At 70.3% G+C, this 22,655-nt stretch carries 19 protein-coding genes; 12 read left to right on the top strand and 7 right to left on the bottom strand.

Annotated features, from left to right (window positions below; genetic code table 11):
- The first annotated feature begins 10 nt into the window (after positions 1 to 10).
- From AVP41_RS05400 to AVP41_RS05390, 3 genes are all read left to right on the top strand, one after another.
- Positions 11 to 1,336 carry an ABC transporter substrate-binding protein gene (locus tag AVP41_RS05400; protein ID WP_082829026.1) on the top strand — a complete coding sequence of 442 codons (1,326 nt, stop codon included), beginning with the start codon at positions 11 to 13 and terminating at the stop codon, positions 1,334 to 1,336.
- Positions 1,337 to 1,409: 73 nt separating this feature from the next.
- Positions 1,410 to 2,324 carry a carbohydrate ABC transporter permease gene (locus tag AVP41_RS05395; protein WP_231902668.1) on the top strand — a complete coding sequence of 305 codons (915 nt, stop codon included), beginning with the start codon at positions 1,410 to 1,412 and terminating at the stop codon, positions 2,322 to 2,324.
- The gene (locus AVP41_RS05390) at positions 2,318 to 3,205 is read left to right on the top strand and encodes a carbohydrate ABC transporter permease (protein WP_067161790.1); all 888 of its coding nucleotides are present in this window, start codon (positions 2,318 to 2,320) and stop codon (positions 3,203 to 3,205) included. Before AVP41_RS05395 ends, AVP41_RS05390 begins: the two co-directional genes overlap by 7 nt.
- A gap of 10 nt (positions 3,206 to 3,215) precedes the next feature.
- Here the strand turns inward: AVP41_RS05390 and AVP41_RS05385 are convergent, their stop codons facing one another.
- A complete protein-coding gene (locus AVP41_RS05385; protein WP_067161787.1) occupies positions 3,216 to 4,079 on the bottom strand; it encodes an AraC family transcriptional regulator in 864 nt (287 codons plus the stop codon).
- A gap of 95 nt (positions 4,080 to 4,174) precedes the next feature.
- Here AVP41_RS05385 and AVP41_RS05380 point away from each other — a divergent pair, with 95 nt between their 5' ends.
- From AVP41_RS05380 to AVP41_RS05370, 3 genes are read left to right on the top strand one after another with little or no spacing between them, the layout of a single operon-like run.
- The gene (locus tag AVP41_RS05380) at positions 4,175 to 7,444 is read left to right on the top strand and encodes a DUF5107 domain-containing protein (protein WP_067161784.1); all 3,270 of its coding nucleotides are present in this window, start codon (positions 4,175 to 4,177) and stop codon (positions 7,442 to 7,444) included.
- Positions 7,437 to 8,762: a cellulase-like family protein gene (locus AVP41_RS05375; protein ID WP_067161781.1), complete on the top strand. Its 1,326-nt coding sequence runs from the start codon at positions 7,437 to 7,439 to the stop codon at positions 8,760 to 8,762. Before AVP41_RS05380 ends, AVP41_RS05375 begins: the two co-directional genes overlap by 8 nt.
- Before the next feature lie 39 nt (positions 8,763 to 8,801).
- Positions 8,802 to 9,665, top strand: a complete 864-nt coding sequence (locus tag AVP41_RS05370; RefSeq protein WP_157532386.1) for a hypothetical protein — start codon at positions 8,802 to 8,804, stop codon at positions 9,663 to 9,665.
- A 7-nt stretch (positions 9,666 to 9,672) separates the two neighbouring features.
- Here AVP41_RS05370 and AVP41_RS05365 read toward each other — a convergent pair whose 3' ends face one another.
- On the bottom strand, positions 9,673 to 10,524 hold the full coding sequence (locus tag AVP41_RS05365) for a LuxR C-terminal-related transcriptional regulator (protein ID WP_067161774.1): 852 nt from the start codon (positions 10,522 to 10,524) through the stop codon (positions 9,673 to 9,675).
- Between the two features lie 131 nt (positions 10,525 to 10,655).
- Here AVP41_RS05365 and AVP41_RS05360 point away from each other — a divergent pair, with 131 nt between their 5' ends.
- A complete protein-coding gene (locus AVP41_RS05360; protein ID WP_067161771.1) occupies positions 10,656 to 11,006 on the top strand; it encodes a DUF485 domain-containing protein in 351 nt (116 codons plus the stop codon).
- Positions 11,003 to 12,640 (top strand): solute symporter family protein, encoded by a 1,638-nt coding sequence (locus tag AVP41_RS05355; protein WP_231902667.1) that lies wholly within the window; start codon positions 11,003 to 11,005, stop codon positions 12,638 to 12,640. The genes AVP41_RS05360 and AVP41_RS05355 overlap by 4 nt, the downstream gene beginning before the upstream one ends.
- 73 nt (positions 12,641 to 12,713) lie before the next feature.
- Here AVP41_RS05355 and AVP41_RS05350 read toward each other — a convergent pair whose 3' ends face one another.
- Positions 12,714 to 13,274: a methylated-DNA--[protein]-cysteine S-methyltransferase gene (locus AVP41_RS05350; RefSeq protein WP_067161768.1), complete on the bottom strand. Its 561-nt coding sequence runs from the start codon at positions 13,272 to 13,274 to the stop codon at positions 12,714 to 12,716.
- Positions 13,275 to 13,495: 221 nt separating this feature from the next.
- On the opposite strand from AVP41_RS05350, the gene AVP41_RS05345 reads away from it, so the two are divergent.
- A complete protein-coding gene (locus AVP41_RS05345) occupies positions 13,496 to 17,182 on the top strand; it encodes an AAA family ATPase (RefSeq protein ID WP_231902704.1) in 3,687 nt (1,228 codons plus the stop codon).
- A gap of 174 nt (positions 17,183 to 17,356) precedes the next feature.
- Here the strand turns inward: AVP41_RS05345 and mscL are convergent, their stop codons facing one another.
- The 3 genes from mscL to AVP41_RS05325 are packed head-to-tail and all read right to left on the bottom strand — an operon-like array spanning position 17,357 to position 18,712.
- On the bottom strand, positions 17,357 to 17,776 hold the full coding sequence (mscL, locus tag AVP41_RS05335; protein WP_067161760.1) for a large conductance mechanosensitive channel protein MscL: 420 nt from the start codon (positions 17,774 to 17,776) through the stop codon (positions 17,357 to 17,359).
- Positions 17,777 to 17,816: 40 nt separating this feature from the next.
- Positions 17,817 to 18,095, bottom strand: a complete 279-nt coding sequence (locus AVP41_RS05330) for an FmdB family zinc ribbon protein (RefSeq protein WP_067161757.1) — start codon at positions 18,093 to 18,095, stop codon at positions 17,817 to 17,819.
- A 20-nt stretch (positions 18,096 to 18,115) separates the two neighbouring features.
- On the bottom strand, positions 18,116 to 18,712 hold the full coding sequence (locus AVP41_RS05325; RefSeq protein ID WP_067161752.1) for a 5-formyltetrahydrofolate cyclo-ligase: 597 nt from the start codon (positions 18,710 to 18,712) through the stop codon (positions 18,116 to 18,118).
- Between the two features lie 89 nt (positions 18,713 to 18,801).
- Between AVP41_RS05325 and galU the strand changes: the two genes are divergently transcribed.
- From galU to AVP41_RS05310, 3 genes are read left to right on the top strand one after another with little or no spacing between them, the layout of a single operon-like run.
- Positions 18,802 to 19,677, top strand: a complete 876-nt coding sequence (gene galU, locus AVP41_RS05320; RefSeq protein WP_067161748.1) for a UTP--glucose-1-phosphate uridylyltransferase GalU — start codon at positions 18,802 to 18,804, stop codon at positions 19,675 to 19,677.
- 25 nt (positions 19,678 to 19,702) lie between these two features.
- Entirely contained in the window at positions 19,703 to 20,362 is a 660-nt protein-coding gene (locus tag AVP41_RS05315) for a GNAT family N-acetyltransferase (protein ID WP_067161746.1), read from the top strand.
- 54 nt (positions 20,363 to 20,416) lie between these two features.
- A complete protein-coding gene (locus AVP41_RS05310) occupies positions 20,417 to 21,385 on the top strand; it encodes a large exoprotein (protein WP_067161743.1) in 969 nt (322 codons plus the stop codon).
- Between the two features lie 17 nt (positions 21,386 to 21,402).
- Here the strand turns inward: AVP41_RS05310 and AVP41_RS05305 are convergent, their stop codons facing one another.
- A complete protein-coding gene (locus AVP41_RS05305; RefSeq protein WP_067161739.1) occupies positions 21,403 to 22,620 on the bottom strand; it encodes an amidohydrolase family protein in 1,218 nt (405 codons plus the stop codon).
- Positions 22,621 to 22,655: the final 35 nt, after the last annotated feature.

Below are 22,655 nucleotides of genomic sequence, written 5' to 3'. Positions count from 1 at the left end.
GGGAGCATGTATGTCCATATCCGCCCGTCGCCACACCCGAATGGCGACCGTTGCGATCGCCGGCGCCGCCGCCGTCGCGCTCGCACTCACCGGCTGTGCCGGCCCGGCCGAGAAGCCCGCCGACGGCGAGCCGGTCGAGATCACCTTCCAGTCGTGGGTGCCCAACATCGACCGCGCGGTCGATGCCTTCAACGCCGCGCACGACGACATCCACGTCACCCTCGAGACGATCACCGCCGGCCCCGACGGCGGCTATGCCACCATGCTCTCCGCGGTCCAGGCGGGGAACCCCGCCGACGTCGTCCAGCTGGGCTACGACGCGATCCCCGACTTCCTCATCAACGACGCCCTCGAGGACATCACCCCCTACGTGTCCGACGCGAAAGACCTCTTCGTGCCGTGGCAGTGGCAGACCGGTGTCTTCGGCGACAAGGTCTACGCCATCCCGCAGGCGTCGGGGCCGCTCGGCCAGTTCTACCGCGCCGACATCTTCGAGGAGCTCGGCATCGACTACCCGAAGACGTGGGACGAGTTCTACGAGGCCGCCAAGGTGATCCGTGCCTCCGACCCCGACCGGTACATCGCCGCGTTCGCCTTCAACCAGGCACCGTGGATGATCGGCCTGGCCCAGCAGGGCGGCGCGAACTGGTTCGTACCGGAGAACGACTCCTGGAAGGTGTCGATCGATGGTCCCGAGACCGCTCAAGTGGCCGAGTTCTGGCAGAAGCTGATCGATGAGGACCTCGTGAAGATCGAGGCCGACTTCTCCAGCGAATGGAACGCGGACATCCAGAACGGCGACGTCGTGACGTGGATCTCCGGCTCGTGGGCCGACGCCATCCTGCGCGGCACCGCTCCTGAGACCTCGGGCAAGTGGGCCGTCGGCGCGATGCCGCAGTGGAAGGCCGGCGAGAACGTCTCCGCCACGTGGGCGGGCGGCTCGGCCAACGCCGTGCTGAAGGGCTCGAAGCACCCGGAGCAGGCCGCGGAGTTCGCCGTGTGGCTCAACTCCCACACCGACAGCGTCAGCATCCTCACCGAGATCGGTGCCGGATGGCCCTCGATCGTGGACACCGCCGCGATCGCGTCGCTCCAGGACGCGCCCGAGGTGTTCGAGTTCTACGGCGGCCAGGACATCTGGGACGTCTTCGCCGAGTCGGACAAGGCCGTGGACACCTCGTGGTCGTGGCCGCCGCTGTCCTCCACGCTGTTCGCGAGTCTCACCGACAACGTGAAGGCGGCCGTCGACGCGGGCACACCGCTCGTCGACGCGTACGCGAAGACCCAGGCCGACATGGTCGCGGCGCTCACCGAGCGCGGCATCTCGGTCGACTGACACCGGCGACGGGGTGGGTCTCGGCGGTCATCCGCCGGAACCCACCCCGTCCGTGGCCCTCTGGAGAGGATCCGTGAGCTCCCTACCCGACACCCGTCCCCGCCGGCGCCTTCCCGGTGCCGTCTGGGTGCTGATCCTGCCCTTCGTGATCATGTTCACGGCGTTCTTCGTCGCCCCGATCGTCTATGCGCTCGTGCAGAGCATGTTCGCGACGCGGAGCTCGGGGCTGGGATTCGGTGCCCCCGAGACCACGTTCGTGTTCGTCGACAACTACGCCCGCGCGCTGTCCGACCCCACGTTCGTGGAGAGCCTCGGACGCCTCGTCACCTTCTCGGCCATCCTCGTGCCGCTCATGGTGCTCACGGCCCTCGCCCTCGCCCTCCTGCTCGACTCCGGACGCGCCCTCGCGCCGCGCTTCTTCCGCGTCGTGTTCTTCTCCCCGTACGGTGTGCCGGGCGTCGTGGCGACCCTCCTCTGGGGATTCCTCTACGTCCCGGCCACGAGCCCCGTCCTCCAGGTGCTGTCGTCGATGGGGCTCCGCGTCGATCCGCTCTCCAGCGGGAGCGTGCTGTTCTCCATCGCCAACATCGCCCTGTGGGGGTTCGCGGGCTACAACATGGTGATCCTCATGGCCGCCCTCAACGCCATCCCCTCCGAGCTCTACGAGGCGGCGCGGGTCGACGGCGCATCGGCCTGGTCGACCATCTGGCATATCAAACTGCCGCTCGTTCGTCCCTCGATCATCCTCGTGACGGTGTTCACGATCATCGGAACCCTCCAACTGTTCGTGGAACCCCTCGTCCTGAAGCCGTTGACGACCGCCATCAGCTCCACCTACACCCCCAACCTCGCCGCCTACAACCAGGCCTTCGCGCAGGGCAACCCGAACCTCGCGGCGGCGATGGCCGTGATCGTGGCGGTGCTCGGCTTCGTCTTCTCGTTCGGGTTCCTCCGCCTCGTCAACCGGAAGGACAGCCGCGCATGGTGAGCTCCCGTTCGACCTCGCGTCCCGCGGGTGCGCCGACGGCACGGGGCGCCCTCAGCACCACCGCCGTCAACCTCGCCCTCGGTGTCGCCGCGATCTACTTCCTCCTGCCGTTGGTCTGGGTACTCGTGGCGGCCACGAAGTCCCCGGGCGACCTGTTCGGCACCTTCGGTCTCTGGTTCTCCGACAGTCCGCGGGCCTGGGAGAACCTCGTTGCCCTGTTCACGCAGGACGGTGGCGCATTCACGCGGTGGATCCTCAACAGCGTGCTGTATTCCGGCGTGGGCGCCTTCGTCGCGATGGTCATCTCCGCGGCGTGCGGGTACGCGATCGCCAAGTTCCCGTTCCGCGGTCGCGAGATGCTCTTCTCCGTCATCCTCGGCGGCGTGCTCGTCCCGGCGACGGTGATCGCCCTGCCGCTGTACTTCCTGCTCAACACCGTCGGACTCACCGGCACATACTGGGCCGTGCTGCTTCCCAGCATGGTGAGCCCTTTCGGCGTCTATCTCGCCCGCATCCACGCCACGGCGAGCGTGCCGGACGAGGTCGTGGAGGCGGCCCGGCTCGATGGGGCGGGAGACCTGCGGATCTTCGGCTCGATCGCAGCTCGGATGATGACGCCGGCGCTCGTGACGATCTTCCTGTTCCAGTTCGTGACGATCTGGAACAACTATCTGCTGCCCCTCGTGATGCTCAACGACACCTCCACGTTCCCGGTCACTCTCGGGCTGACGCTCTGGAACGGGCAGACGCAGCGTGATCCGATGTTCTACTCGCTCGTGGTGGCAGGTTCCGCCGTCTCGGCGCTCCTGCTGGTCGCCCTGATGACCGGACTGCAGCGGTTCTGGCGCGCCGACCTCACCGCGGGGGCCACCAAGGGGTGACCCGCAGAGGTCAGCCCTTGCGGGTCTCGCGGTAGGCGCGGGGGCTCATGCCGTGAGTGCGGCGGAACTGTCGCGAGAAGTAGAACGGGTCCTCCCACCCGATCCGTCGGCCGATCTCGGCGACCGACAGCGTCGTCGTGTCCAGAAGCTCGCGCGCCTTGGCCATCTTCAGCGCGTTGTGGTGGGCCAGCACGCCGCCACCGGTCGCGTCGCGGAAGAGCGCCGCGAGGTGCGAGGGGGACACCCCGACCATCGCTGCGAGCTCCGGAACGTGGATGCGTCCGTCGATCCGTTCCTCCAGGTAGCGCATCGCCCGCTCGATCGGAGCGCCCTCCCCGGGGGTCACCCGGTCCACGGCCAGCTGGGTGAGGAGCCGCCACGCCATGCCGGACGTGGCGGTCAGCCGCGCCGGTGTGCTGTCGCGGGCCATCGCCACCGAGATCTCGTCGAGGAGCGAGGTCACCCGCTCCACGGCGCGGAGGGAGAGCGTGACCCGCTCGGAGGTGATGCCGGACGCGTCGAGGAGCTCGGGGACATCGGTGCCGCGCACGTGGCACCACCAGATCGTCCAGGGATCATCGGGCGATGCGCCGTAGGAGTGCCCGGTGCCGCCCGGGATCACGATCGCCGTCGCCGAGCCCACGGTCGTCCGCGACGTGGCCGTCTCCACCCACCCGGTGCCGGCGACGCAGACGATGATGATCGTCTCGGGAACGCCCTCGGGACGGTGCCTGCCGTGGTGTTCCGCGCGGGGGAAGTACCCCGCGTCGGTCACGAGGATGCGACGGGTCACGGGGCGAGCGAGGGCCGCGTCGACGAGCGGTCTCGGCACGACGCTGAGCCGCTGCCGTTCGAATCCGTCGGCGCGTTCCATGGTCGCATTCTGTCATATGGGTGATCGTCGAATCATCCAGGTGCACCGCAGGTTTGGCCATTCCTCGCGTCACCTTCGCGCCATAGTTTTGCCAGGTGACCCGAGATGACACCACCCCGAGCCGCATCATCCTCCCCGAACCTCCGGCCGACCAGGCCGCCGTGCTCGCGGAGGGGGGCGTCGCGTGCTGGAGCGAGCCGCTGTCGATCGACACGTACGCGCCGGGAGAGCCCGACCCCTACCCGCTCTTCCTCGACCGTCGCGTGTATCAGGGGTCGAGCGGAAAGCTGTACCCGCTGCCGATGACCGACCGCATCTCGCACGAGAAGGAGGCGCGGCTGTGGCAGGCGATCCATCTCGAGAACGCGTACGTGCGCCTCGTCCTGCTCCCCGAGATCGGCGGTCGGATCCACATCGGCTACGACAAGGTCGCCGGGTACGACTTCTTCTACCGCAACAACGTGATCAAGCCGGCCCTGGTGGGGCTGGCCGGTCCCTGGATGTCGGGCGGGGTCGAGTTCAACTGGCCCCAGCATCACCGGCCGGCGACCTTCCTGCCCGTCCAGTGGCGGATCGAGCGCGAGCCCGACGGCGCCGCGGTGGTGTGGCACAGCGACCTCGACCCCTTGCAGCGCATGCGCGGCCTGCACGGCGTACGGCTGCGTCCAGGGTCGTCGCTGATCGAGCTGGACGCCGAGCTCCACAACCGCACCGACATGCCGCAGACCTTCCTGTGGTGGGCGAACGTGGCCGCACGCTCCCACGACCGGTATCAGTCGTTCTTCCCCGACGACGTGGCCTACGTCGCCGACCACGCCCGTCGGGCCATCACCGCGTTCCCCCGCGCCGACCGCCCGTACTACGGCGTGGACTACCCGGCCCTGGCGGACGAGCGCGCGGACGCGGACCGCATCGACATCTACAGCAACATTCCAGTGCCCTCGTCGTACATGATCACCGACACCGAGGACGAGTTCTTCGGCGGCTATGACCACGCCGCCGACGCCGGCTTCGTCCATTGGGCCGACCGTGCCGTCTCGCCCGGCAAGAAGCAATGGACGTGGGGCGACGGCGCGATCGGCCGGGCCTGGGACGACCAGCTCACCGACGACGACGGCCCCTACGTCGAGCTGATGGCCGGCGTCTACACCGACAACCAGCCGGACTTCAGCTGGCTGCTCCCGGGAGAGACCAAGCGCTTCCAGCAGTACTGGTATCCCGTGCATGCCACCGGACCCGCGCGCCAGGCGACCACCGAGGCGGCGGTCGGCGTGCAGGCGGAGGGCGACGCGACACGCGTGACCGCGCTGACGACCCGTCCGCGCGCGGGTGCCGTGGTCGTCGTGCGCCGCGACGGAGCCGAGATCGCCCGGTGGGAGACCGACCTCGCGCCTGACCGGCCTTTCGCGCGCCGTGTCGACGTGGCCGCCGATACCCCGGGTCTGGCTGTCGAGGTGACGCACGCCGGCGAGCTCCTCGTGGCCTGGCGCTCCCGGGTCGGCGAGCCCACGGTCGACGAGCCCTGGTTGGCCACCGCTCCCGATTCCCCGGCGGACATCCCGTCCAACGACGAGCTCTACGTCACCGCGGTGCACCTGCTGCAGTACCGGCATCCTTCGCGCTCAGCTCTGCCCTACCTGGAGGAGGCGCTCCGGCGGGATCCGGGCGACGCGCGGGCGGCGACCGCGCTCGGCGCGTGGCACGTGGCGCGCGGGCAATACGCGTTGGCGCGCGACGCCCTTCTCTCGGCCCAACGCCGGCAGACCCGCCGCAACCTCAATCCGCGCGACGGCGAGACCGCCTATCTGCTCGGACTCGTCGAGGAGCGCCTCGGCAACGATGAGGCCGCCGATCGCGCGTGGGCGAAGGCGGCGTGGAACGCGGCGTTCGCTGCCCCCGCGAATCTCGCCCGCGCCCGACTCGCGCTGCGGCGCGGGCACCCGGAGCGTGTTCTTCGCCTCCTGCCGGAGACGACCTCGATCCCTGAGGCGCAGCGGCTGCGCGCCCATGCGCTCGCCGCTCACGACGCCGATGCGGCGCGCTCCGTGCTCGCCCGCCTCGCCGACCTCGACCCCCTCGACCCGGCCACTCGTGCGCTGCGGGGCGATCCGCAGTGGATCGACGCGCGCACGCCGCTGGACGTGGGGGCGGAGTTCGCTCGCGCGGGACGGTACGACGACGCCCTCGCGGCGACTGCGACGCCGGTCGATCGCACTCCCGCCGCCGGCGCGGCGGGGCCGGTGCGCCGTTACCTCCGCGCGCACTGGTGCGAACGGGCCGGCCGCCCAGACGACGCGCTCCGCGAGCGTCGGGCCGCGCGCGAGATGCTCAGCGACCTCGCCTTCCCGGCGGGCCTCGATCAGTACGACGCGCTGTGCGCGGCCGTCGTCGCCGACCCGCGCGATCCGGTGGCAGCGGGCCTTCTCGGCATGTGGCTGCTGGATGCCGGGAGGCACGAGGAGGCCCTCCACCAACTGCGGCGCGCGACCGGAGACGGATCCGTGGACCCGGTCGTCTGGCGGAACCTGGCGATCGCCGAGGTCTCGGTTACGGGAGATGAGGACGCCGCCGAGCGCGCGCTGGCCCACGCCCTCCAGCTCCGCGCGGACGCGCGCCTGGTCGCGGAGCGCGATCTGCTGGCGGTCCGCCGCGGGCTGGCTCCCGCCGAGCGTCTCGCGCTCCTCGAGCCCCACCTCGGCCTCGTGACAGACCGCGACGACCTCGCCGTCCGTTATGCGACCCTGCTCCTGGACCTCGGCCGCCTCGACGAGGCGTGGGAGCTCCTCACGACGCGCCGCTTCCGTCCGTTCGAGGGGGGCGAGGGGGCGGTCATCGCCGCCTACGACCGCGCCGCGTGCCTCCTCGCCGAGCGCCTGCTGGATGTCGACCCGGCCGCGGCCGTCGACCTGCTCGTCTCCGGGATGGAGCCGCCGCGCTCGCTCGGCGAAGGGCGGCACCCCGCCGACCGGCCCGTGCGCCGGTGGGTCCTGCGCGGCGACGCCCACGCCCGCTGCGACGATCAGGAGGCCGCTGCCGCGGCCTGGCGCGCGGCGGTGGCTCCGACCCCTCTCGCCGTCGACCCCCGCCCGGCGGACGAATCGGTGTACTGGGCGGGCGTGGCCCACCTCCGCCTCGGCGACGCGGCAGCGGCGGCACGATCGTGGGACGCACTGGATGCGCGTGCCGCGGAACTCCGCGCCGCCCGCGATGACGTCGACTACTTCGCGACATCGGTTCCGGAGCTCACTCCGTTCGACGTCAGCACGACGCGCGTGAGAGCGGAACAGGCGGACCGGCTGCAGCGACTGGCCGCCGAGGGGCGGGCGTTGGCCGCGTCGGCCGCGGGAGGATGGACGCGTGACTGAGCGCTACCTCGGCTCCGGGACCATCCACCCCGACGAGCGTCCCCTCACCGGGGAGGTGCCCGCGCATCTTCCCCCGCGGCTGACGATCACTCTGTGGGACTTCTCCTGGTACACCCAGGCGGGGCCCGGGCAGCCCTACGCCGACCTCGACGCCGCCGTCGCCGACGCGGCGGCCCTCGGGTACAACGCCATCCGCATCTGCGCCGCGCCCCTGCTCCTCGCGGGCGGTCTCGGGCTCGACGACCTCGCCGAATCGCTCGAGATCGAAGGGCTCGGTTCGTCGCCCGCGGGCGGGTACTTCGGGCAGCGTACGCGCTGGTACGACACCCCCGGCGGCTTCCGCGTGGACCTGTGGCGCCGCCTCCTCGCGCTGTTCGAGGCCGCGGAGCGGCACGGCATGGTGCTGATCCTCGCCAGCTGGGAATACCAGCAGTCGACCGCCTTCGCGGCGTCGCCGCGCTGGTTCCATGCGATCGACGCCGTCCCGCTGTCCGAACGGTACGCCGTGCTCGGGCGAGCGTGGGACGCCCTGATCGACCGCCTTACCGAAGCCGGGCACCGCGAGCGCATCGCCCTCGTCGAGCTCCACAACGAAGTCGACTTCTCGATCCTCCCCGCGCTCGCGGACGGCGGTGCGGCCGAGGTCGTCGCGCTGCGGGCTCGGCACCCCGATCTCCTCGTCACGGCGAGCTACGGCAAGCCGCCGCACCTGGACATGCACAGCCTTCCGAGCGGGCTCGGGGCCGCGCAGTTCCACGTCTACAGTTACGGCGTGCTCGATGCGCTGCAGCAGCGGATCGACATCCGCTCGGAAGGCAGCGCCGGATTCCCCAACCCGCCGTTGCGGGAGCTCCTCCGGCCCGAGGCGCCGTCGGTGGCGGCGTACGGGCGCGCGGAGGACTGGAAGTTCGCGGCGACCGTGGTGACCGACCAGATGGTGTACGGATACGACTGGATCGACCCGCAGGCGTGGGACTCGTGGCTCGAGCATCATTACCCGCCCTACGAGCACGTGATGCGCCGCGAGATCGCCGCGCGCACGATCGCGATTTCGCGCTGGGCGCGCTGGCAGGGGGTGCCCGCGATCGTCGGCGAGGGGTGGGTCGGCTACACGCCGCTTCACGGCACCTTCGAGGAGGGACCTCTCGGCCGCGCACTGGCCGAACACGGGGTGCGCACGGCCCTCGACCATGGTGTCTGGGGCGTCGTCCTGTGCTCGAATGCGGCTCCGCACCACCCGATGTGGCAGTTGCGGGAGTGGCAGCAAGGGCTCAACGCCGAAGTGCTGGCCGCACCTGCTCCGCCTCGCGCCTCCTGACGCGGGGCGCGCGGTGAGTTCCGTGCCAGAGTGGTCGGCATGGCTGAATCTCCCGACGACGAACTGTCCCGACTGCGGGCACGAGCCTACGGAGCGAACGCCGATATCGCGCACGATCCCGACGCGCTGGAGCGGCTCCGGATCCTCGAGGCTCGCGCGCGCGAAGGCGCACGCCTGACCGCCGCCTCCCGGGAGGTGTTCCCGGGTGCAGTGAGCCCGATCACCGTTCCCGTCCCGGAGCTGTCGGCGGGAGACGCGGCGCGCCTGCGGACGGCCGCGGACCCCTCGACGTCGGAGCGTTCCGATCGGGGCGTCGTCGACTCCTCGGCGTCCGCATCCCTATCCGCCGGTCCCGCCTCGGTCGTCCTGCCGGCCCCGGAGACCCTCGACGCACGAGGCTCCGTCGCGCGGGCGCCGCGGCCCCGGTGGGGCCTCCTTGCCGGGGTGGCCGCCGTCTCGGCGGCGGTGACCGCCGCCATCGCCGTGCCGCTCACGATGGGCACGGCCTCATCGACACCCCGTCCCTACGCGGTGCTGGCCCCGACCGGGGGACTCGTCGAGGACGAGGAGTTCTCCCTCGACGGCGGGGCCCAGCGCTACGAGGACTTCCTCGGCGTACGGGTGATCAGCGGCAGGGTGGATGCCGTCAGCGGCACCTGCCTCATCATCCGCTACGACTCGGGCTCGGGAAGCCCCGGCTCCGGCTCGCCGACCGGCGGCAGTCGTGGAGGGTGCGGAGCGCCCGGCTTCGGACCCGTCGTGGACATCGCCGCACGCGAGATCGCCGGCAACATCGTCGACGAGGAAGCGCTGCAGGACGCGGAGGGCTTCCGATTCGCGCTGGAGGACGGCGAGGTGCGGGTCTACGTGTCGATCGCCGAGCCCGATACCTCGGAGAGCTGAGCGACACTCAGGGAAGGATGCCTGCGCGGCGGGCCTTGGCGACGGCCGCGTGCCGCGTGGAGGCCTCCAGCTTCGCCATCGCCGACTGCAGGTACGACTTCACCGTTCCCTCGCGCAGGTGCAGCGTCGCGGCGATCTCTGCGTTGGTCGACCCGAGCGCGGCACAGGCGAGCACGTCGGTCTCCCGCGGGGAGAGCCGGACATCCAGGGCCTCGTGATGATCGGCTCCGTCGTGAGAGAGCGTCGCGAGCCGGTGCTCGAGCGCCGCGAGTCGCTCCCGCAACGCTCGGTCCGTGACGTCGGCAGAGATGGAGCGCAGCTCCGCGTAGGTCTGACGCAACTGTTCGCGTGCGGCAGCGGTGATGCTGCCGGCGGCGTCCGGGGTCGCCTGTGACAGGCGCCGCTGCACCTCGTCGCGCACGCGCAACTCGGTGGCGAGGTCTTGCGCGACCGACACCGCGTGTCGGGCGACGTTCTCCCCGAAGGGCGACGGATGGAACGAGCCGCAGTACAGCACGCCACGCGTGACGCCGCTGACCAGTACCGGCACGGCGAAGAGGGTGGAGATCCCTTCGCCGAGGATCACGCGGTCGTAGTCGTGCGTGATGTGCCGTGAGGTCTTGTAGTCCAGCGCCAGCCGGGGGCGTCGTTCGACCATCGCCCGACCACCCAGTCCGCGGCTCGCGCGCACGACGAGCCCCGCCAGATGCGCCGTGCGGTTACCGACCACGGCGCTCACCTCGACGGCGTCACTGCGCTCATAGCCCCCGAACGCGACCGGCAACGCGGTGCGCTGCGCGAGCTCGGTGACGGCGTGAGCCATCAGGTCGGCGTCGGAGGCGAGGCTGGGGAGTGCCATCGCGTTACCTACTTCCGGGGGTGACGGCTGCGTCATCCGCTTTCGTATCGTCGACGATACCACCGCGGCGGTCATCGGGGACCGTCGAAGTAGCCGTCGATGACGACGGCTCGACAGGTAAGGAGACTGCCATGTCCGCATCATCCGCACCATCCGCTCCGCCGGGAGGCATCGACTACGTCGCGGTCGAGAACTCCCCGCCTTTCCGGGAGCTCAAACGGCGCCATCGCAGCTTCGTGTGGCCGCTCACGGCGGTGTTCCTCCTCTGGTACTTCGCCTACGTCCTGCTGTCCTCCTTCGCCACGGAGTTCATGGCCACCCCCGTGTCGGGCGCGATCACCGTCGGGCTTCTCCTCGGCCTCGGACAGTTCGTCACGACGTTCGCGATCACCATGTGGTACGTGTGGTACGCCAATCACCGTCTCGATCCGGTGTCCGCGGAAATCCGCGGCGACCTCGAGAAGCAGGAGGCGGGCGCGTGAACGAGATCTTCGCGAACATCAACGCTGCGCTCGCCGCCGCGAACACCACGGTGGAGAACAACCCCGTCCTGAACATCTCGATCTTCGGCGCATTCGTCGCCGTGACGTTGTTCATCGTCATCCGGGCCAGCCGCAACAACAAGACGGCGGCCGACTACTACGCGGCCGGCCGCTCGTTCACGGGCCCGCAGAACGGTTTCGCGATTGCGGGGGACTACCTCTCGGCGGCCTCGTTCCTCGGGATCTGCGGGGCCATCGCGATCAACGGCTACGACGGCTTCCTCTACTCGATCGGATTCCTGGTCGCGTGGCTGGTCGCGCTGCTGCTCGTGGCGGAGCTGATGCGCAACACCGGCAAGTTCACGATGGCCGACGTCCTCTCCTTCCGGCTCAAGCAGGGACCGGTACGGATGGCGGCGGCGATCACGACGCTCGCGGTGTGCTTCTTCTACCTGCTCGCGCAGATGGCGGGTGCGGGCGGTCTCGTCTCGCTTCTGCTGGGGATCACCGAGCAGCTGGGGCAGTCGATCGTCGTGGCCGTCGTCGGCGTCCTGATGATCGTCTACGTCCTCGTGGGAGGGATGAAGGGCACCACCTGGGTGCAGATCGTGAAGGCCTTCCTCCTCATCGGCGGCGCGATCGTGATGACCATCTGGGTGCTCGCGATCAACGGGTTCAACCTGAACACGCTGCTGGAGGGAGCGGTCGCGGCCTCCACGACCGACCCGAAGGACGCGATCCTCGGGCCCGGGCTGCAGTACGGCAAGAACCCGTGGGACTTCATCTCCCTCGCCCTCGCGCTGGTGCTCGGCACGGCAGGGCTCCCGCACGTGCTGATGCGGTTCTACACGGTGCCGACGGCCAAGGAGGCCCGTCGCTCGGTGGTCTGGGCGATCTGGCTGATCGGCCTCTTCTACCTCCTCACCCTCGTTCTCGGCTACGGGGCAGGGGCATTGGTCGGGCCGGCGGAGATCGCAGCGGCGCCCGGTGGCGTCAACTCCGCGGCACCGTTGCTGGCTCTTCACCTCGGCGGCCCGATCCTCCTCGGGTTCATCTCGGCAGTGGCCTTCGCGACGATCCTCGCGGTCGTTGCCGGACTCACCATCACGGCGGCCGCGTCGTTCGCGCACGACATCTACGCCAACGTCGTCAAGAAGGGCAATGTCCCCGCCGACGGCGAGGTCAAGGTCGCGCGGCGCACCGTCGTGGTGATCGGGGTCCTGGCGATCCTCGGCGGCATCGGAGTGCAGGGCCAGAACGTGGCCTTCCTGGTGGCGTTGGCCTTCGCCGTGGCGGCGTCCGCCAACTTGCCGACGATCATCTACTCGCTCTTCTGGCGCCGGTTCACCACGCGAGGCGCGGTCTGGAGCATGTACGGGGGATTGGCGGCAGCGCTCATCCTCATCGTGCTGTCGCCCGTGTTCTGGGGCACCGAGACGAGCGTCTTCAAGAACACCGGCACCGCGATCTGGCCGCTCAACAACCCGGGCATCGTCTCGATCCCGTTGGGGTTCTTCCTCGGCTGGCTCGGTTCGGTGACCTCGCGTCGCGGATCGGAGGATCCCGTGAAGGCGGCGGAGATGGACGTTCGCTCGCTCACGGGACACGGAGCAGAGAAGGCCGTCGACCACTGACGCCCGGTTGACCGCCACCGACGGCCCTGCGCACGAACGTCTGCGCGGGGCCGTCGGTCGTCCGCCGTGCGGCCTACTCGCCCGCGGACGACCTCGCCGCCGCGCGCGCCTGCCCCGCGCGCGGCGTGCGAGGCGCGGGGGCCTCCAGATCCAGAAGGAAGAGCTTGTGCTCCGGGCTGCGGCCGTACTCGCCGGGACTGCCGTCGGCGCGCACGACGCGGTGGGCCGGCACGATGATCGAGATCGGGGTGCGCGCACACGCACTGCCGACGGCGCGGTGGGCGCCGGGGGAGCCCGCGCGGATGGCCACCTCGCCATAGGACGCCGTTTCGCCGTAGGGGATGTCGCACACCGCCTGCAGTGCCGCTCGGGTGAAGCCGTCGACGAGTCGCCAGTCCACGCGCACATCGAACTGCCTGCGATCGCCGGCGAAATACTCGTCGAGCTGATCGGCGACGGGAGCGACGGTATCGGGGCGGTGCTCGGGAACGACGTGGAGGGCGCGGCTGGACGCCTCGACCGCGTGATCGACCGGGCCGTCAAGGAGATCGAGGATGACGAGCCCCTCTGCCGTGACGACGAGGAACGCGTCGCCGAGCGGCGTGGGATGCACCGAGTAGTGAGCGAAGGTCATGTCCCCATGATGGCGGCCGTCCGACGGCGCGGGCCGTCGTGCGGGGGCCTCTGGGGAGGCAGTCGCTCTGTGCGCCGGTGGGGAGGAGTCGTGATCGCGGCCGTCAGAGGGCCCAGGAAGCCCCCGATCGCGCGAAACTCGGCAGTGGATACGGCCATCGACCCACCCCGGTGCCTAAGGTGACGTGTGTGTGGCGAGCGAACGGTGGCGCCGTGCGTGACGTGAACGACGTGGCGCACGAGGAGACGGTGACCCCCGCGACTCTCGACGTGGCCGAGCCGGGCACCGAGGTCGCGCACGTCGCGGTCGCCCAGCGCACGCGTCTGCGGGAAGAGGCGGCCCAGATCGGCGGCCGTTCCACTCTCTTGCACTACACCGACGAGGGCGATGCCGGCATCGACATCACCAAGGCCCACCCCGGCAGTCTGCCGCAGTTCATCACGGGGCGATCGACGCTCCTGTCCAACCTCTTCCGCGACGAGGTGGCGCTGCGGACGGCCCGGCTCGCGGCGGAACGCATCGCCGCGAAAGACGTCGAGCTGCGCACCGCCCGCGGGCTCGACGCGGTGCACCTGGCCGTCGGAATGGCCTCGTGGCGTATCGGGGGCGTGGTCTACACCGCGCCCGTGCTGTTGCGGCCCCTCGCGATCCGGCGTCATCACTCCGACTTCGACCTGACGTTGCACGGCCGATTCGCGATCAACCCCGAGCTCGTCGATGCCGCGCGCACGCACTTCGGCATCGAGCTCGACGGACGGGCGCTGGCCGACATGGCCTACGACGAGAACGTCTTCAAGCCGCAGCCGGTGATCGATCGCCTGCGCTCCCTCACAGCACACATCCCTACGTTCACGGTCCTGCCGCGACTCATCGTCTCCACCTTCGCCGACGCGGCGTCCGACCTCGAGCGCGACGCCGCTCACCTCGACCATCCGGTACTGAATGCGCTCGCGGGCCACGCCGCCGACCGCGAGGCACTGTCGCTCGTGCGGGCACTTCCTGAGTTCGTCGGCCCCGACGACCGTCCGCCGGCCTCCGACCGGCTTCTCCTCGACGCCGACGCGGAGCAGGAGGCGGTGCTGGCCCGCATCCGCGCAGGGCAGTCCCTCGCCGTCCACACCCTCCCCGGCACCGGCGGCACGCAGACGATCATCAACGCCGTCGGCGAACTCGTCCGCTCCGGCAAGCGCGTGCTCGTGGTCAGCACCCGTCGCTCGACGCTCGACGGCGTCCGCCATCGTCTGGCCGGCATCGGCCTCCCGGGTCTCGCGGTGACGCCCCGACGCCTCCACCGCGACCTCATCCGCGCCATCGCGCGCAACGAGAAGGCCGTGCCGCCGAAGATCAGCGATGTCGACGACGCACTCGTGCGCCTGCGCACCGTGCTGCGGGACTACCGCAACGCTCTCACGCAGCGCAATGGTCAGCTCGGCGTCTCGCCGCTCGAGGTGCTGCGGACACTCGCGACGATCGCGGCGCGCTCGCCGCAGCCGTCGGCGACGACGCGCTTCGACCTCCCGACCCTCCAGCGCCTGTCCACCCGTCGCGCGGAGGCGGCCAGCGCACTCGCGGACGCTGCTCGGCTGGGTGAGTTCCGCTTCGGGCCGAACGACTCCCCGTGGTACGGCGTGTCTTTTGAGAGCACGGAGGCGGCGCGGTCCGCTCATGCTCTCGCGGGTCGGCTGCATCGGTCAGAGGTCCCGGGGATCCTCGAGCGGGGATACGAACTGATCGCCCAGACGCGCATGCGTCCCTTCGCCACCGTGTCCGAGCTGGGCTCCTACATCCGCCTGCTGCAAGGGATCCGCGCCTCGCTCGACCGCTTCAGCCTCACGGTCTTCGAGCGCCCCCTCGACGAGCTCATCCAGGCCCATGGGAACCGGCGCGACGCACCCTCGATGTCGAGCGCTCAGCGCCGACGGCTGCGGCGGCTTTCGCGCGAGTACGTGCGTCCCGGCATGCACATCGGCGACATGTATGAGGCGCTCGTGCGGGTTCAGCAGCAGCGGACGCAATGGCAGCGCCTCGTCGAGGCGGGCGTGACTCCCGAGATCCCGCTGGGGCTCGACGACGTCGCGACCGCGTGGCAGCGGGTCGATGCCGACCTCACCACCCTCGATGCCGCACTCGGCCGCACCGAGCCGCTCGCGGGTCTCCCCGTGGCGCAGCTCCTCCGTACGCTCTCGGGACTGGCTGCGGAGTCCGACGTGTTCGACAACCTCGTCGAGCGGGCGACGCTGCGCGACCAGCTCGCCGAACTCGGGCTGGAGGGTCTGCTCACCGAGCTGTCGGTGCGTCATGTGTCCGAAGAGGATGTGACCGCGGAGTTCGAGTTCACGTGGTGGCAGTCGGCACTCGAGGCCATGCTGCGGTCGGATCGCGCCCTCCTCGGGGCCAACACCTCGGTCGTCGATCGCCTCGAACGCGACTTCCGCCTCGTCGATGAGGCGCACGCCGCATTCGGCGGCCCGCTCCTGGCGGCAGAGCTCGCGACGCGCTGGAAGATCGCGATCGTCGACGAGGCGGCGGAGGCGACGGCCCTCAAGGCCGCGCTGCGCAGCGGCACGGCCTCGGCTGCCGAACTCGTCGAGGCCGCTCCCACCCTCCTTCGCACCCTCGCGCCGGTGTGGATCTCCTCTCCCTACGACGTTCCCGCCATCCCCGATCAGCCGCCGTTCGACGTCGTGATCGTCGCCGATGCGGCCGCCATCTGTCTCGCCGAGGCGGCGCCGGCGCTGCGCCGGGCACGTCAGGTGGTGCTCTTCGGCGACCCGGTCACCCAGAAACCGACCCCGTTCCGGATCGCGGCGGGACGCCCCGAGGGGGCCGATGAGTTCGAGGTCGCCTTCGACGAGACGAGCGTCTTCGAGCGGATGGCTGAGTTGGTGCCCGTGGAGACTCTGACCCGCAGTTACCGCGCCGGCGGTGAGGACCTGGCCGAGCTCGTCAATGACGCGTTCTACGGCGGCGAGCTGGTCTCACTGCCGTGGGCCGGCTCGTACCTCGGACGCGGAAGCCTCAGCGTCGACTACGTCGAGGGCGGCACCGGCACTCCGGACCCCGAGACGGGGGCGGTGGAGAGCCCCGACGCCGAGGTCGCACGCGTCGTGACGCTCGTCGTCGAGCACGCCGTGAACCGGCCGTCGGAGTCGCTCATGGTCGTCACGGCCTCGGTCCGCCACGCCGAGCGGGTTCGGGCGGCGGTGGAGGCGGCCTTCGCCGGGCGGAGCGATGTCGCCGACTTCGTAGGCCGTGACACGGCGGAGCCCTTCGCCGTGCTGACCCTCGAGGAGTCGGTGGCCGAGAGCCGCGACCGCGTCGTGTTCTCCCTCGGGTTCGGGCTGACTCGCCACGGGCGGGTGCTCAGCGATTTCGGCGACCTGTCGGGACCGGATGGCGAGCGCCTCCTCACCGTCGGGATGACCCGCGCGCGCCGGTCGATGGTGATCGTCTCCTCGATCCGTCCCTCGGCGTTCGAAGAGGGCCGACTGGAATCGGGCGCTGCCAGCCTCATGGCCATCCTCAGCGGGATCGCGGCACGCTCGCGCGCCGCGCGCCTCGAGGACCTCGCCGATCCCCTCACTCTCGTGTTGGCTCAGCATCTCCGTCGACTCGGCATCGCCGTCGACGTCGATTACCGCGGTCTCCTCCCCATCGTCGCTCAGCATCGCGGCAAGGCCGTGGTCGCCGTCAGTGATCCCGAGACCACGGGGGAGTCATTGCGCGAGTCTCTGCGGCTCCGGCCGCAGACGCTCCGCCGCCTCGGCTGGCACTACGTGCGCGTGCACGCCTTCGACCTCTACAGCGACCCGGCCGGCGTCGCCTCGCGGATCGCTGCGATCCTCGGCATCGGGCCCGAGACCCCCACGGCCGACACCGCGACCGAGCCCGTGGATGTCGGGGGCTGACGGTCAGCGCGTCGAGCGTGTCCCCGGCGCCCGTCGGGCGCGCCTGACCGCCGTGCCCGGAACCGACGCCACGCCCGATCTCCCCGCCGGAGGCGACGACGTCCCGGCCACCTCTGCAACCGGGACGTCAGGGCCGAACGACGAGCGGATGAAGCGCGACGTTCCTCCGCACTACTAGAGCTTGGGGGCGTCCGACTCGCGCTTCTCGAGCAGGTCGCGGATCTGCACCAGAAGCTCCTGCTCGGTGGGAAGCGGCGTCTCCTCCTCGACCACGCCGGCCTTGGCGGCCGCGCGCTCCTTGAACTTGTTCATCGGGTAGACGAACGCGAAGTACACGACGACCGCGACCGCGAGGAACGAGATGAGAGCCGTGAGGAGGTTGCCGATGGGGAAGATGACCTCGCCGTACAGGCCTGTGACCGGGAATCCGATGTTGCCGGTGGCATCGGCCTTCCAGAAGAGCTGAATCACCGGGTTGATGACGGACTCGACGACGGCGGTGACGAGCGCCGTGAACGCTCCGCCGATGACGACTGCGACGGCGAGGTCGATGACGTTGCCGCGCATGATGAAGTCTTTGAAGCCTTTGATCACGAGGTGCTCCTGTTCTGGGCGGGGAGGGAAGGCGACGCGCTCAGGCGCCCGAGGATGCCGCCGGTGCTTTCGTCTCGGTCTTCGATGATGACGCAGGCGCCGCGCTGCCGCTACCACCCTCGCTGCCGGACGTCTTCGCGCCGGAACGGGAATCGGTGCGGTAGAAGCCGGAGCCGTTGAAGGTCACCCCGACCGAGCCGTACTGCTTGCGCAGGACGCCACCGCACTCGGGGCATTCGGTGAGGGCCGCGTCGGTGAAGGACTGCACGGCGTCGAACTGGTGACCGCAGGTCTTGCAGGCATAGGAGTAGGTGGGCATGGCGTCCTCGGGAGAGATGATCAGCGTCGGTGCGACGCGAGAGTGACGGTTCGGGTGGGGGTGACGACTCCGTCGACCGGCTGGTCGTGGACATCGCGGGGGACCTCGTCCAAGAGCTCGGAGTCGAAGATGACGGCATAGACGGGCGGGCAGCGCTCCATCGAGCCGATGGTCTTGTCGAAGTAGCCGCGTCCCCAGCCCAGGCGCATGCCGGTGCGGTCGACGGCGGCGGCTGGGATGATGAGGAGGTCGACGTCGTTGACCGCGAGCGGGCTCAACACCTCGCCCACGGGTTCGGGCATGCCGAAAAGCCCCTCGACGATGTCGCCGTGTTCGTCGGCGACTGCCCAGTCGAGCAGCCCGTCGGCGCGCGTGATCGGCAGGAGCACCCGGATCCCGCGCCGGACCGCGTCGACGATGAACGCGTGCGTTCCCGGTTCGGTGGGAGCCGACAGGAAGCAGGAGACCGAGCGTGCGCCCGTCTCGGCGACGAGACGGTCGAGTTGGGCTTTGACCCCCTCGGCGTCGGACTCGAACGAGGTCTCGGGGCGCTGCTGACGCCGTTCGCGCAGCTCCGCGCGCAAGGCGCGCTTCGCATTGTCTATGGCCCCGGTCATCCTCCGATTGTAGGCGCGGGCGAGAGGGGAACGCGGTCGCCGGTGTCAAGCCTCGGATGTCGTGTCGGCGCGGTGGTTACTCTGGAGGAATGACTTCACGCATCAAGGCCGTCATTCCTGCCGCGGGACTGGGAACACGATTCCTCCCCGCCACCAAGGCGATGCCGAAGGAGATGCTCCCTGTCGTCGACAAGCCGGCGATCCAGTACGTCGTCGAAGAAGCGGTGGAAGCGGGCATCGACGACATCCTCGTCATCCTCGGGCGCAACAAGAACAACATCTCCAACCACTTCGACGCCGTGCCCGAGCTGGAGACGAGCCTCAGCAACAAGGGTGATCTGCAGCGTCTGCTGCGGGTGAAGGAATCCAGCGACCTCGCCGACATCCACTACGTCCGTCAGGGCGAGCCGAAGGGGCTCGGCCACGCGGTGCTCCGGGCGCAGGCACATGTCGGCACGTCCACGTTCGCGGTGCTTCTGGGTGACGACCTCATCGACGAGCGCGACCCCTTGCTGACCACCATGATCGCCGCGAACGAGCGGTCGGGGCTCACGGTCATCGCGCTCATGGAGGTCGACCCCGACCACATCCACATGTACGGTGCGGCGGCGGTGGAGCCGACCGACGACCCCGATGTGGTCACGGTGACCGGACTGGTCGAAAAGCCCAGCAAGGAGGAGGCTCCCTCCAACCTCGCCGTCATCGGCCGCTACGTCCTCACTCCGAACGTCTTCGAGATCCTCGAGCGTACCGAGCCCGGCAAGGGCGGGGAGATCCAGCTCACCGACGCGCTGCAGGAGCTCGCCACGACCGACGGGGTGCTCGGTGTCGTCTTCCGCGGTCGCCGCTACGACACCGGCGATAGGGTGGACTACATCAAGGCCATCGTGCAGCTGGCCGCGGATCGCGAAGACCTCGGACCCGAGCTGCGTCCCTGGCTCAAGGAGTTCGCGGCGAACCTCTGACGCCGCGCTGTCGGAGGGGGAGCGGATGGACCTCACGGTGCCGCGCCAACATGGTCCGGTATCCATCCGGCTCGTCCGGCAACGCGATGCGCGGGTGCTCCAATCGGAGCTGCTCGGCAACCGCGGATGGTTGCGTCCGTGGGAGGCGACGAGCCCCGACGGGCCGGTGTCGTTCGACATGAAGCTCGCGATCCGGCGCCTGCTGCAGCAGTACCGTGACGGTGGCGGCGTGCCGCTCGTCATGGAGTACGAGGGCGAGATCGCCGGCCAGCTCAACGTGTGGGGCGTGTCGCGGGGGTCGCTGTCGTCGGCGACGATCGGGTACTGGGTGAGCGAACGGTTCGCGGGGCGGGGGATCACCCCCACGAGCGTGGCTCTCGCAACGGATCTGTGCTTCCACGAGTTGCGCCTCCACCGGATGGAGATCTGCATCCGCCCGGAGAACCACGCGAGCCTGCGCGTCGTCGAGAAGCTCGGCTTCCGTTACGAGGGCCTGAGACGCCGGTACATCCACATCGACGGCGACTGGCGCGACCACTACTGCTTCGCCCTCGTGCGGGAAGAGGTGCCGGAGGGCGTGCTGAACCGTTGGGTGTCCGGCCGGGCGCCCGCTCACGCCGCCGCCGTGCCTCCGGCCGATCGCCTCCCGGGTGCCGTCAAACCTTCGACCTCAGATCGAACCTGAGACACGCGGCGTCGCGACGCGCCGAATGGGCTGTCGCCGCTTACCGTTGACGGCATGGGCGGGCAGGTACTCGGAGGCGGCGTGATCGTCTTGGTCGCCGTGCTGCTCTGGCTCGTCTACCTTCTTCCGTCCTGGCAGGGTCGGCACCGCTTCGACGCCGCCGAGCGCAACGCTGTACGCCTCAATCAGGCCCTTCGCGTGCTCGCCGAGACCAGTGAGACGCCGCAGGAAGTCCGGCTCGAGCTCAACGCCCGCACCGCCCTGGCTCAGCAGAAGCTCGCTCGGCGCGCGCAACTGGAGCGGGAGCAGCGGGAGCTCGAGAACGCCCGAGCGGAGCAGGAGGCGGCGGAGGCCCGCGCGGGTGCTGAGGCGGCTATCGCTCGGCAACGGGCGGTCGCCGAGCGGGAGCGTGCGCTCGCCGAGGCGCGACTGGCCGCTGCCGCTCCTGAGGTCCGCCGCGCTCGTGCCCGTCGCCGGGCGCGCCTCGTCGCGACCGCGATCGCCGTTCTCGCCCTCGCCGCCGCAGGCTGGGGCGTGTACGAGATGGTGACGGCAGGTACTGCCACCTGGGTCATCGTCGGTGTCGTCGTGGGGATCGTCGCCCTCGCCGTGCTGCAGCGGATGGCCGCTGTGCAGCGTCGCGCCGCTGTGCGAGCCGTTGCTGCGCCCCTCGTGCGCGACGCACAGGTCGCGACCGTTCCCGATTTCCCCGTGGAGGCGGAGCGCTCCGCGTGGGTGCCCCGCGAGCTGCCCCGACCGCTGACGGCATCGGCGGGATCCCGCGCCGCGGCGCTCCTCGACGGCGTGGCCGCGCAGGAGGCGCTTCGTCACGCCGCCTTCGACGAGGCCGTCCGCGTTCACGCCGCCCGCACCGCGCCGCCGTCGCTGGACGAGGTCCGGCGGAGCCGGCCAGCTGCGGCGTCTGCCGAGGCGCCCGACTTCGCCCGCATGGGCTACGTCGACGACGCGGCGATCGAAGAGCACGTCCGTTCACTCCTGGAGCGCCGCGCCGCAGGCATGTGACGCCGGGGGCGGTCGCCTCACGCCCGCGCGAGCACCTGACCCCCGCCGATCACGAGCTCCCTCCGCGGAACGCGCACGAGCGCGTCCATGGCGTTCTCGGCATCGAGGAGGACGACGTCGGCGCGGTCTCCGCCCCGGAGTCGGTTCGGTTCGAGGCCCGTGAAGGGAGCGGAGGCACCGGTGGCGATGTCGACGATGCGACGCAGGTCCTCGTCGTGAACGAGTCCCGAGGCGCGCGCGTACTGCCAGGCGATGCCGAGGAGGTCGCCCGTGCCGTACGGGCTCCACAGGTCGCGGATCCCGTCGGTCCCGAACCCGAATCGCACTCCCGCGTCATCGAGCTCGGCGAGCGGGAGCTGGGGGAGCCGGAGCGGCGCCACGGTGGTCATCGTGATGCCCAGCGCGCTCATCGCCTGAAGGAGGTCGCGGCGTCGCGTCTGGCCCACCTGGGCCAGCGCGAACCCGTGTGCGACGTTGACCCGGCCGTGAAGGCCCAGCGCCTCGGTCCGGGCGATGATCAGCTCGATCTGGAATGCGCCCAGGTCGGCCGGATCGTGAAGGTGGATGTCCACGCCGACGCCGTGTTCCGCGGCTATTCCGAAGATCGTGTCGAGCTGACCGACGGGATCGCGATCGATCGACGCGGGGTCGAGGCCACCGATGTGGTCGGCGCCCGCCCGCGCGGCGTCGGCCAGCAGGCCGCTCACGCCGGGCCGGCGCAGAACGCCGTCTTGCGGGAAGGCGACGATCTCCAGCCGGAGCGCGTCGCCGTACTCCGCGGCGGCCTCCTGCACGGCCTCGATGCCCCGCAGGCCGACGCCGAGGTCCACGTCGACGTGGGTGCGGATCGCCGTCGTCCCCTGACGGACGAGCTCACCGAGCACCCTCCCGCTGATCTCGCGGCTGGGGATCCCGAGGTCGTCCCGGCGCGCCCGTTCGTGTCGGATGCGCCCCTCCGTGCCGCCCTCGCCGCCGTACGACTCCCACGGGTGTCCCCACCACGACTTGTCCACATGAGCGTGGGTGTTGACGAAACCCGGCAGCGCCAGCAGGCCTCGCCCGTCGATCGCCTCAGCGCCGGGGTCGATCTTGCTGGATGCGGGGGCAACGGAGGTGATCGTCCCGGCCTCCATGCGGACATCCACGGCGGCGTCCGCAGCGGCGTCCGCAGCGAACTCGTCGGACAACCCGAGGCGGACGTTGCGGACGATCAGCGGTGCGTTCGGGGAGGGCATCGTTCCATTGTCCCGTGCGAGGACGGGGGAGCGAG

It is taken from the genome of Microbacterium sp. TNHR37B, from assembly GCF_001620065.1.
Classification (GTDB): domain Bacteria; phylum Actinomycetota; class Actinomycetes; order Actinomycetales; family Microbacteriaceae; genus Microbacterium.
Note: the sequence above shows the minus strand (reverse complement) of the source record. Positions and strands in the feature narration are given on the sequence as shown.

Coding starts and splice junctions, on each gene's coding strand:
- AVP41_RS05400 (WP_082829026.1), top strand. CDS start 11: ATGTCCATATCCGCCCGTCGCCACACCCGAATGGCGACCGTTGCGATC.
- AVP41_RS05390 (WP_067161790.1), top strand. CDS start 2,318: ATGGTGAGCTCCCGTTCGACCTCGCGTCCCGCGGGTGCGCCGACGGCA.
- AVP41_RS05385 (WP_067161787.1), bottom strand. CDS start 4,079: ATGGAACGCGCCGACGGATTCGAACGGCAGCGGCTCAGCGTCGTGCCG.
- AVP41_RS05370 (WP_157532386.1), top strand. CDS start 8,802: ATGGCTGAATCTCCCGACGACGAACTGTCCCGACTGCGGGCACGAGCC.
- AVP41_RS05365 (WP_067161774.1), bottom strand. CDS start 10,524: ATGGCACTCCCCAGCCTCGCCTCCGACGCCGACCTGATGGCTCACGCC.
- AVP41_RS05360 (WP_067161771.1), top strand. CDS start 10,656: ATGTCCGCATCATCCGCACCATCCGCTCCGCCGGGAGGCATCGACTAC.
- AVP41_RS05350 (WP_067161768.1), bottom strand. CDS start 13,274: ATGACCTTCGCTCACTACTCGGTGCATCCCACGCCGCTCGGCGACGCG.
- AVP41_RS05330 (WP_067161757.1), bottom strand. CDS start 18,095: ATGCCCACCTACTCCTATGCCTGCAAGACCTGCGGTCACCAGTTCGAC.
- AVP41_RS05325 (WP_067161752.1), bottom strand. CDS start 18,712: ATGACCGGGGCCATAGACAATGCGAAGCGCGCCTTGCGCGCGGAGCTG.
- galU (WP_067161748.1), top strand. CDS start 18,802: ATGACTTCACGCATCAAGGCCGTCATTCCTGCCGCGGGACTGGGAACA.
- AVP41_RS05315 (WP_067161746.1), top strand. CDS start 19,703: ATGGACCTCACGGTGCCGCGCCAACATGGTCCGGTATCCATCCGGCTC.
- AVP41_RS05310 (WP_067161743.1), top strand. CDS start 20,417: ATGGGCGGGCAGGTACTCGGAGGCGGCGTGATCGTCTTGGTCGCCGTG.
- AVP41_RS05305 (WP_067161739.1), bottom strand. CDS start 22,620: ATGCCCTCCCCGAACGCACCGCTGATCGTCCGCAACGTCCGCCTCGGG.